Genomic DNA, 8,579 nt, shown 5'->3' on the forward strand with positions numbered 1-8,579 from the left:
CCATCTACATTTTTCAACCCTTTTTCAATTGCAATTTTTACGAAATGATATTTTTATATAATACTAATTCCTTTCTCCACTTTATATTACGAAAAAGAATAGAACAAAAAAAATCAACCGAACGGTTGATTTTTTATCTCCTACTATAATGCGCAGTATCAATACCACGCTGCATTAACCAATGATACGTTTCACCCTTTACAACAAGAGGTACAGATTGCAACTCTTCTATCGTTTTCGCACCAAGAGCTGTCATTATAAATTTCAAATCTGTATGTAGAAGCTCAATTTCATCCACTAACTTCTCGATACCATCTTGCATTAAAATACGTAAAAAGTAACCAGCAAACGCAGTTGTATTCGCCCCTAATGCGATCGCTTTCGCTACGTCAAGCGCTGTTTGTATGCCCCCAGATGCAATAAAAGAGAGGTTATTATTTGTAGAGGTTGCTTCAATAATCGAGGTTGCTGTTTGTATGCCCCAGTTATTAAAATAAGAAAGCATTCGCTGTCTTCTTTCATTTTCAACAGCAGCAAAATTCGTACCACCTTGCCCACCAATATCAATTGCTGTTACACCTACGTTCGCTAACTGCTGCACTGTTTCCTTACTCATCCCAAATCCAACTTCTTTTACAATGATAGGAACTTTACTATTTAAAACAATTTTCTCAATGCGCTGAAGTACTCCAGTAAAATCACGGTCTCCTTCTGGCATCGTTAACTCTTGTATGACATTTAAATGAATTTGCAATGCATTCGCTTCAATCATATCAACGGCACGCTCTGCCTGTTCGATAGTTGCCTCACTACCTAAATTAGCAAAGAAAATACCATTTGGATTTACCTTTCTGATCACCTTATAAGAAGCAGCTTCACTTTCATCTTTTAACGCCGCCATTTGCGAACCTACAGCCATAGCAAGGTTATGATGTTTCGCTACATATGCTAATTGCTCATTAATATGTAACGTTTTCTCTCCTCCACCACCAGTCATCGCATTGATAAAAATCGGCGAACTTAGTGAAAGTTCGCCGATTTTTGTTTCACATGTTATTGTGTCATAATTTGAATTTGGCAAGCTTTGATGCACAAAATCAATATCATGAAAGCCATGCGTACGAGACTGACCAGTAGAAAGAGCGTATTCAATATGATCTAATTTACGTTTTGCCCTTACCACTTGTACCCCTCATTATTTCTTTAATTTTTTCAGTTGTTCACCAATAATATCACTTAATTGGAAAGTAGCAGAATCAGCATTTGGCTCATACTGACTATAATCTTCAGTTACATTATTTTCCTCAAGCGCTTCTTTTATACTTAAAGAAATACGTTTCTCTGCTACGTGAACTTCAAGTACTTTCACTTTTACTTCTTGTCCCATTTCCAATACTTCATTCGGATTTTTCACGTGACGATTTGCAATTTGAGATACGTGTACAAGTCCTTCAACGCCCGGTAAAATCTCAACGAATGCACCAAATGTAACAAGGCGTTTTACTACTCCCTCACGAATATCTCCAGCTTTTATTTCGCCAGCAACGTTTTCCCAAGGTCCTGGTTGAGCTGCTTTAATTGATAAAGAAATACGTTGTGTATCAGCATCAACAGATAACACCTTTACCTTAACCTTTTGACCTTGCTCTAACACTTCAGAAGGTTGCTCTACACGTTCGTGTGAAATTTGTGAAATGTGAACTAAACCGTCCACTCCACCAACATTAACGAATGCGCCAAAGTCAGTTAATCGTTGTACTGTTCCTTCAACAACGTCCCCTTCTTTTAATGAAGAAATTGCTTCTTTTTTCTTAGAATCTAGTTCTAATTCTACTACCGCTTTATGTGAAAGGATTACACGATTTTTTTCACGGTCTAATTCAACAATTTTCACCGCTAATGTTTTACCTTTATAGTCAGTAAAGTCTTCTACATAATGTACTTCTACAAGTGAAGCTGGAATAAAACCGCGAACACCAAGGTCCACAACTAATCCGCCATTCACAATATCTTTTACAGTAACATCAAATACATGACCAGAAGTAAATTTCTCTTGTAGTTCTACCCATGCTTTTTCTGCATCAACAGCACGTTTAGATAAGACAAGATCATCTTCTTCTAATTTAATAATTTTCAACTCTAGTGTTTGATCTAATTCTACAACATCGCTTGCTTTTTCAATATGAACGTTAGCTAATTCACTAATTGGAATTACGCCATCTGTTTTGTATCCAACATTTACAAGCACTTGTTTCTCTTCAACCTTCGTTACAGAACCTGTAACAACGTCACCAACTTGTAATTCTTTTGAATCCATAACTTCTTCATTCATTTTCTCTACCATGGAAATACCTCCCTACAGAATTGACAAAGCATTTTTTATGTATATACGAAATGAAAACAAAGTTTTCATTTGCATGTTTAAGAATTTCTCATCACATACTCTTTTTCAATAACATTCACAAGAAAATATATTAAACCTATATAAATAGTATACAGCAAAACCAGCTTGAAAAAAGTATGTTTTGAAATATAATAGCGAATATATTCTGACAGTTTTATTCCTCTTTAACTAACTTCTTACAAATCAGCTCATTTGTCAAGGAAAGAGACTCACAATTCACGTATCCTTTACATTTCTATTTAAACAAAAAAAGAAAGAGGATTATCCCCTTTCTTTATTTCGCAAACACTCCAGAAACAATGCTCATAATTTTTTGGACAACTTCTTCAATTGATAAAGAAGTCGTATCTAATTCCAATGCATCATCAGCCTTTTTTAGTGGAGAAACTTCGCGTTCTGAATCTAATTTATCACGCTGAGCAATTTCTTCTTTTAGCTGCTCTAAATTAGAATCGAAACCTTTATTTAAATTTTCTAAATGCCTTCTTTCCGCTCTTTCTTCAACAGAAGCAAGCATAAAGATTTTCACTTCAGCATCCGGTAATACATGTGTACCAATATCACGGCCGTCCATTACAACGCCGCCTTTTTTCGCTAACTCTTGCTGACGACGTACCATTTCTTCACGAACAAGGCGATGTTTCGCTACAATAGATACTCGATTCGTCACATCAGGTGTACGAATTACTTCAGAAACATCTTGTCCATTTAAAAATACAAGCTGTGTATTTTCTCCTTGCTGAAACTCAATATTTACATTCTTTACAACTTCCATTAACTGCTCTTCATTTTCAATGTCTACTTTTTGTTGAAGGGCTGCATATGTAAGCGTACGGTACATTGCGCCTGTATCAATATAAACATAAGAAAGTTCCTTCGCAACAACTTTTGCCACTGTACTTTTCCCTGCAGCTGCTGGACCATCTATAGCAATTGAAATTCGTTTATCCATTGTAACACCTCATTTTTTCACTTATAAAACAAAACGAAAAGCAGGTGTTCACCCTGCTTCTTCTCATTTGCTTCGCGTCATTAAATCCTCAATTATTGTAGCATAATCCTTCATAGAAGAAAATGAAAACTACCGATTCACCTGCAAGATTTCCACTTTGTTTTTTACCATAACACCCTCATAATAAACAATTTTAGATAAATATTTCACTGATGACTTATGTATAAATAACAATTGTACAACAGAAAGACAAATGAATTGTATTATTAATATACGAATAAAAATTCTCTCCATCTTTTTCAACGTAATTTCTCCCTCCTATACTATATTTGCACATTTCGTTTCGTAATTTTATACATCGTACATATAGCAGTTAATTTTATTGTCATTTTCCAGGCATACTTTTATACATTTCCATTGTCGAATTTACTCAAAACATGTTATGTTCTAAATGTATTTTTTTACTTGAAAGGGGTATAAGCATTGAAAAGAATCCTAGTTTTACACACAGGTGGAACAATTGCAATGGAGGAAGATAAAGAAACTGGGGTCGTACAACCAGGTAAAAAAAATCCTCTTTTAAAATTCATTCCTGATTTAGAAGGCGATGTTGATTTAATCGTTGAAGATGTGTTCCATCTACCATCTCCTCATATGACACCGAGCGAAATGTTACAATTACAAGTCATCATTGATGAAAGAGTAAAACAAGACAACATTCATGGCGTAGTTATTACGCATGGTACGGATACATTAGAAGAAACAGCTTATTTCTTAGATTTAACAGTACAAGCAACTATTCCGATCGTAGTGACAGGTGCAATGCGTTCTAGCAATGAGTTAGGTGCTGATGGTCTATATAACTTCTTATCAGCTGTAAAAGTTGCTAGTTGTGATGAAGCTGCAGAAAAAGGTGTTTTAGTCGTATTAAACGACGAAATTCATTGCGCTACAAATGTAACGAAAACACATACAAGTAATGTCGCAACATTCCAAAGTCCACAATACGGACCAATTGGAATGGTAACAAAACGCGGCGTTGTCTTCCATCACGCTCTAGTACATCGCGAATCATATACGATAAATAAAGTGTCTAAAAATGTAGTTGTTCTAAAAGCATATGCTGGCATGGATGATACATTATTAGCAGCAATCGAAAATCTTCCTGTAGACGGCATTGTTATCGAAGCTCTTGGACAAGGTAATCTCCCTCCAAGAACACTACCTAGCCTAGAAAGATTATTAAATAAAGGTATTCCTGTCGTATTAGTTTCTCGCTGTTTCAACGGTATCGTTCAAGACGTATATTCGTATGAAGGTGGCGGTAAACACTTAAAAGATATGGGCATTGTATTCACATACGGCTTAAATGCACAAAAAGCACGCATTAAATTACTTGTTGCATTAGAGAATACAAATTCTCATGAATCCATTCAAAATATGTTTATGCACGAATAAAAAGGAGCTGTCGAGATTTTCCCGACAGCTCCTTTTTATTTTTCTCTTGATGCAATGGTTTGCGCAATCCCATCTCCATGAAATCTACCGTTCTCAATAAATATTTCATTTGCATTATTTCCAGCAGCAATGACACCTGCAATGAAAATATTTTCAGCATTCGTTTCCATTCTATCCTCTGTATAAATTGGACGTCCTGTTTCTTCATCAATCTGAACACCCATCTTCGTTAAGAAGCTATGATCAGGATGATAACCAGTCATCGCAAATACAAAATCGTTTTTGATTGTAAAAGCTTCACCATCAACTGTAAACGTTAATGTATGCTCAGTAATCTCTTTCACATGAGCTCCAAAATGCATTTGAATTGTACCGTTTCGTACTAACGCCTCAAATTCCGGCAAAATCCAAGGCTTTATGCTTGGTGAATACTCACTTCCACGATACAGTACCGTTACACGTGCACCAGATTTAACAAGTTCTAACGCGGCATCTACACTCGAGTTTTTCCCACCTATAACTACTACATCTCGATCAAAATAAGGATGCCCCTCTTTAAAATAGTGAGCTACTTTCTTCAATTCCTCACCTGGAACATTCATATAATTTGGATTATCATAATATCCAGTTGCTACAACAATATATTTCCCTATATACATTTCCTTACTTCCGTCACGCTTTGTCGTCTCAACCTGAAAAACTTCTCCATCTTTTTGAACTTTCTCCACTCGCTCAAAAGCATTTACACGTACAGATTTACGTTTTACTACTTCACGATAATACGCAAGCGCTTGATTTCGAAATGGCTTACGATTTTCTGTAATAAAAGCTACATCACCAATTTCTAATTTTTCACTAGAAGAGAAAAATGTTTGATGAGTTGGATAATTATAAATGGCATTTACAATGTTTCCTTTTTCAATTACTAACGGATTTATCCCTACCTTTTGCAACGAAATTGCAGCCGCTAATCCGCACGGACCGCCTCCGATTATAATAACTGTTTCTTTCTGCATACTCGTCCACTCCTAGTCTTCTACCAATGCACTATTTATAAAAACAAGAAAAAACCTACTTACAGCAGTAGGCACCTATCTTTATTGTATTCATTTTTCATATATTTGTCATCTAAACGAAACGTACATCCGATAGACATCTGCTAAAAACTGCTGAAATTTAATACCTTGTTTCCCTAATACATTCTCAGGATCAATCTTTCTAGCTGGATCAAGCGTTTTATGTGACACGATATCTTTTTTCGGATTTAAGCCAAAGTTTTGGCATAAATACGCATGATACCATGTAAAACGATTATACGCTTCCCAAAAGTTAACATCACCACCATAACAAAGTTCCACTCCAATGGCCGCCTTATTCGCGTCATAGCCATATAAGTCATTATCCGTCGGCACACCATATCGAACATGATACGCAACTTCATTTATAGGAATAATCTCCAATATTGTTTTATCATCTATAAATGTATGCGCCGAAGCTTTCGGTTGTAATTCATTAAAGTAATCTCGATTGCCTATCGCATTGCTTCCAGGATTCCCCGTATCATGGCTTACGATAAATCTCACTTTAGTCAGAGGAATCCCCGGTCGTGAACTTCCATATCCAATATAATTGCGCTCTATAAGAAACATCGCCATTGCTACCAACTCCCGCTCTAGAAGATTACCTTACTTCTTTATATATGTATTCGGTAGCAATGTCCTTATCGCATATTTCTTACGCGAAGAGAAAATCGAAAATATTTGAAGTGAACACCATAAACAACAAGATACTTACAGCCACTCCATAAAAACCGTAAAACCAAACACAATCTTCTTTCGTATCTAAACCGAAAAATTTATTTACCGATTGTAATAATGTGCCACGCTTACTTTGTTTGTTGCGTAATACTTCCACTCGCTCTACAACATCTGCTGGCATCATAAATCTTTGGTCTACTGTCATTTTCATCATTTATCTCTCCTTAAAATCATTTCCGTTTTGTTTATCTAAGGAGAGTATAGCACGTTTGTTCGTATAGAACAAGCGTTCTTTTTTATTTTTATTTTATTTTTCAGCAAACCAAGTAAAAATTGAGATTACAACGGCAATAATCGGCCCTACTACAACCACACCAAATATCAGAAACAGTAGCCCTTCCCCGAACATCCGAACGGTACTTATTTTTCGAGCTTTCATCGTTCTTGCGAGTTCTCCCTCTAACCTCTTAACCTTTTCTTCTAATTGTTCTACTCGCTCCAGCATTTTATTCTCCATATACAACACCTCATTTAATACTTCAACAAAAAAACGTGATTCCCTCGAAAGGAAATCACGTTTTCTCAAGATATAATATTTTATACCCAACCTCTGAAGCGGCTTGCTTCAGCCATTTTACGAACACCAACCATGTACGCCGCTAAGCGCATGTTCACTTTACGAACTTGTGCTGTTTCATAAATAGAATCAAATGATCTTACCATTACTTTTTCTAAACGTTGTTCTACTTCTTCTTCAGTCCAGTAGTAACCTTGGTTATTTTGTACCCACTCAAAGTAAGATACTGTTACACCACCAGCACTTGCTAACACGTCTGGAACAAGTAAAATTCCGCGATCTGTTAAAATTTTAGTCGCTTCTAATGTTGTTGGACCATTTGCAGCTTCAACAACGATTTTCGCTTTAATATCATTAGCATTTTCTTCTGTAATTTGGTTCTCAATTGCAGCTGGAACTAAAATATCGCAATCAAGTTCTAACAATTCTTTGTTTGAAATTGTATTGTTAAATAGCTTTGTTACTGTACCGAAGCTATCACGACGGTCTAATAAATAATCAATATCTAATCCGTTTGGATCATGTAACGCGCCGTAAGCATCTGAGATTGCAATAACTTTCGCACCTGCATCATGCATAAATTTAGCTAAGAAGCTACCAGCATTACCGAATCCTTGAACAACAACGCGTGCACCCTTAATATCAATGCCACGTTTTTTCGCAGCTTCGCGAATACAAATTGTTACACCTTTCGCTGTTGCTGTTTCACGTCCATGTGATCCACCTAGTACAAGCGGTTTACCTGTAATAAATCCTGGTGAATTAAATTCATCAATACGGCTATACTCATCCATCATCCATGCCATAATTTGAGAGTTTGTGAATACATCTGGAGCTGGAATATCTTTCGTCGGTCCTACGATTTGGCTAATTGCTCGTACATAACCGCGGCTTAATCTTTCTAACTCACGGAATGACATTTCACGTGGATCACAAATAATTCCACCCTTACCTCCACCATATGGTAAATCAACAATACCACATTTTAAACTCATCCAGATTGAAAGTGCTTTCACTTCATTTTCTGTTACATTCGGATGGAAGCGAATTCCACCTTTCGTTGGACCAACAGCATCATTATGTTGCGCACGATATCCTGTAAATATTTTAACAGTCCCGTCATCCATACGAACTGGTATTTTCACTGTCATCATACGAATTGGTTCTTTTAATAATTCATATACTTCGTTTGGATAACCCAATTTTTCTAACGCTTCACTAATAACAATTTGTGTTGAATTCAATAGTTCAAAATGTTGTTCCCTTTGTTGTTGTGTTTTTGTTTGAGTTCCCTTTTCGGCTACCATAGTAAGTAAACCCCCTGTAATTTCACTTGTTTAGTAAACCTTCATTGCCTAGTATACACCCTTAAATTTGGAATGCAATAGAAAACGCTAACAAATATATACAAACTATTTTCTTTTGCAAGCG

10 protein-coding genes are annotated in these 8,579 nt (G+C 36.1%); 1 reads left to right on the forward strand and 9 read right to left on the reverse strand.

From position 1 onward, the window contains the following. Positions 1-133: 133 nt before the first annotated feature. The 4 genes from ACQGS6_RS18515 to ACQGS6_RS18530 form a co-directional block, all read right to left on the reverse strand. Positions 134-1,183, reverse strand: a complete 1,050-nt coding sequence (locus ACQGS6_RS18515; protein ID WP_000251037.1) for a type 2 isopentenyl-diphosphate Delta-isomerase — start codon at positions 1,181-1,183, stop codon at positions 134-136. 12 nt (positions 1,184-1,195) lie between these two features. Beyond that, on the reverse strand, positions 1,196-2,344 hold the full coding sequence (gene rpsA, locus ACQGS6_RS18520; RefSeq protein ID WP_000229559.1) for a 30S ribosomal protein S1: 1,149 nt from the start codon (positions 2,342-2,344) through the stop codon (positions 1,196-1,198). A gap of 334 nt (positions 2,345-2,678) precedes the next feature. Continuing rightward, positions 2,679-3,356 (reverse strand): (d)CMP kinase, encoded by a 678-nt coding sequence (gene cmk, locus ACQGS6_RS18525; protein WP_000361257.1) that lies wholly within the window; start codon positions 3,354-3,356, stop codon positions 2,679-2,681. Between the two features lie 129 nt (positions 3,357-3,485). Beyond that, positions 3,486-3,659: a YpfB family protein gene (locus ACQGS6_RS18530; RefSeq protein WP_000738057.1), complete on the reverse strand. Its 174-nt coding sequence runs from the start codon at positions 3,657-3,659 to the stop codon at positions 3,486-3,488. Positions 3,660-3,839: 180 nt separating this feature from the next. Here ACQGS6_RS18530 and ansA point away from each other — a divergent pair, with 180 nt between their 5' ends. Beyond that, a complete protein-coding gene (gene ansA / locus ACQGS6_RS18535) occupies positions 3,840-4,814 on the forward strand; it encodes an asparaginase (RefSeq protein ID WP_000822026.1) in 975 nt (324 codons plus the stop codon). 35 nt (positions 4,815-4,849) lie between these two features. Here ansA and ACQGS6_RS18540 read toward each other — a convergent pair whose 3' ends face one another. The 5 genes from ACQGS6_RS18540 to gudB all read right to left on the reverse strand — a co-directional run bounded on the left by ACQGS6_RS18540 (position 4,850) and on the right by gudB (position 8,455). After that, a complete protein-coding gene (locus ACQGS6_RS18540) occupies positions 4,850-5,830 on the reverse strand; it encodes a YpdA family putative bacillithiol disulfide reductase (RefSeq protein ID WP_001168512.1) in 981 nt (326 codons plus the stop codon). Between the two features lie 108 nt (positions 5,831-5,938). Beyond that, positions 5,939-6,469 (reverse strand): peptidoglycan recognition protein family protein, encoded by a 531-nt coding sequence (locus ACQGS6_RS18545; RefSeq protein ID WP_426965406.1) that lies wholly within the window; start codon positions 6,467-6,469, stop codon positions 5,939-5,941. Between the two features lie 79 nt (positions 6,470-6,548). Beyond that, the gene (locus ACQGS6_RS18550) at positions 6,549-6,785 is read right to left on the reverse strand and encodes a DUF3961 domain-containing protein (RefSeq protein WP_001983018.1); all 237 of its coding nucleotides are present in this window, start codon (positions 6,783-6,785) and stop codon (positions 6,549-6,551) included. Between the two features lie 93 nt (positions 6,786-6,878). Beyond that, complete coding sequence (locus ACQGS6_RS18555) at positions 6,879-7,088, reverse strand: hypothetical protein (protein ID WP_426965407.1); 210 nt, start codon at positions 7,086-7,088, stop codon at positions 6,879-6,881. 80 nt (positions 7,089-7,168) lie between these two features. Next, complete coding sequence (gene gudB, locus ACQGS6_RS18560) at positions 7,169-8,455, reverse strand: NAD-specific glutamate dehydrogenase (protein WP_000225173.1); 1,287 nt, start codon at positions 8,453-8,455, stop codon at positions 7,169-7,171. Positions 8,456-8,579 lie beyond the last annotated feature (124 nt).

It is taken from the genome of Bacillus sp. GMs2/2 (assembly GCF_050172095.1).
Taxonomy (GTDB): Bacteria; Bacillota; Bacilli; order Bacillales; family Bacillaceae_G; genus Bacillus_A; species Bacillus_A cereus.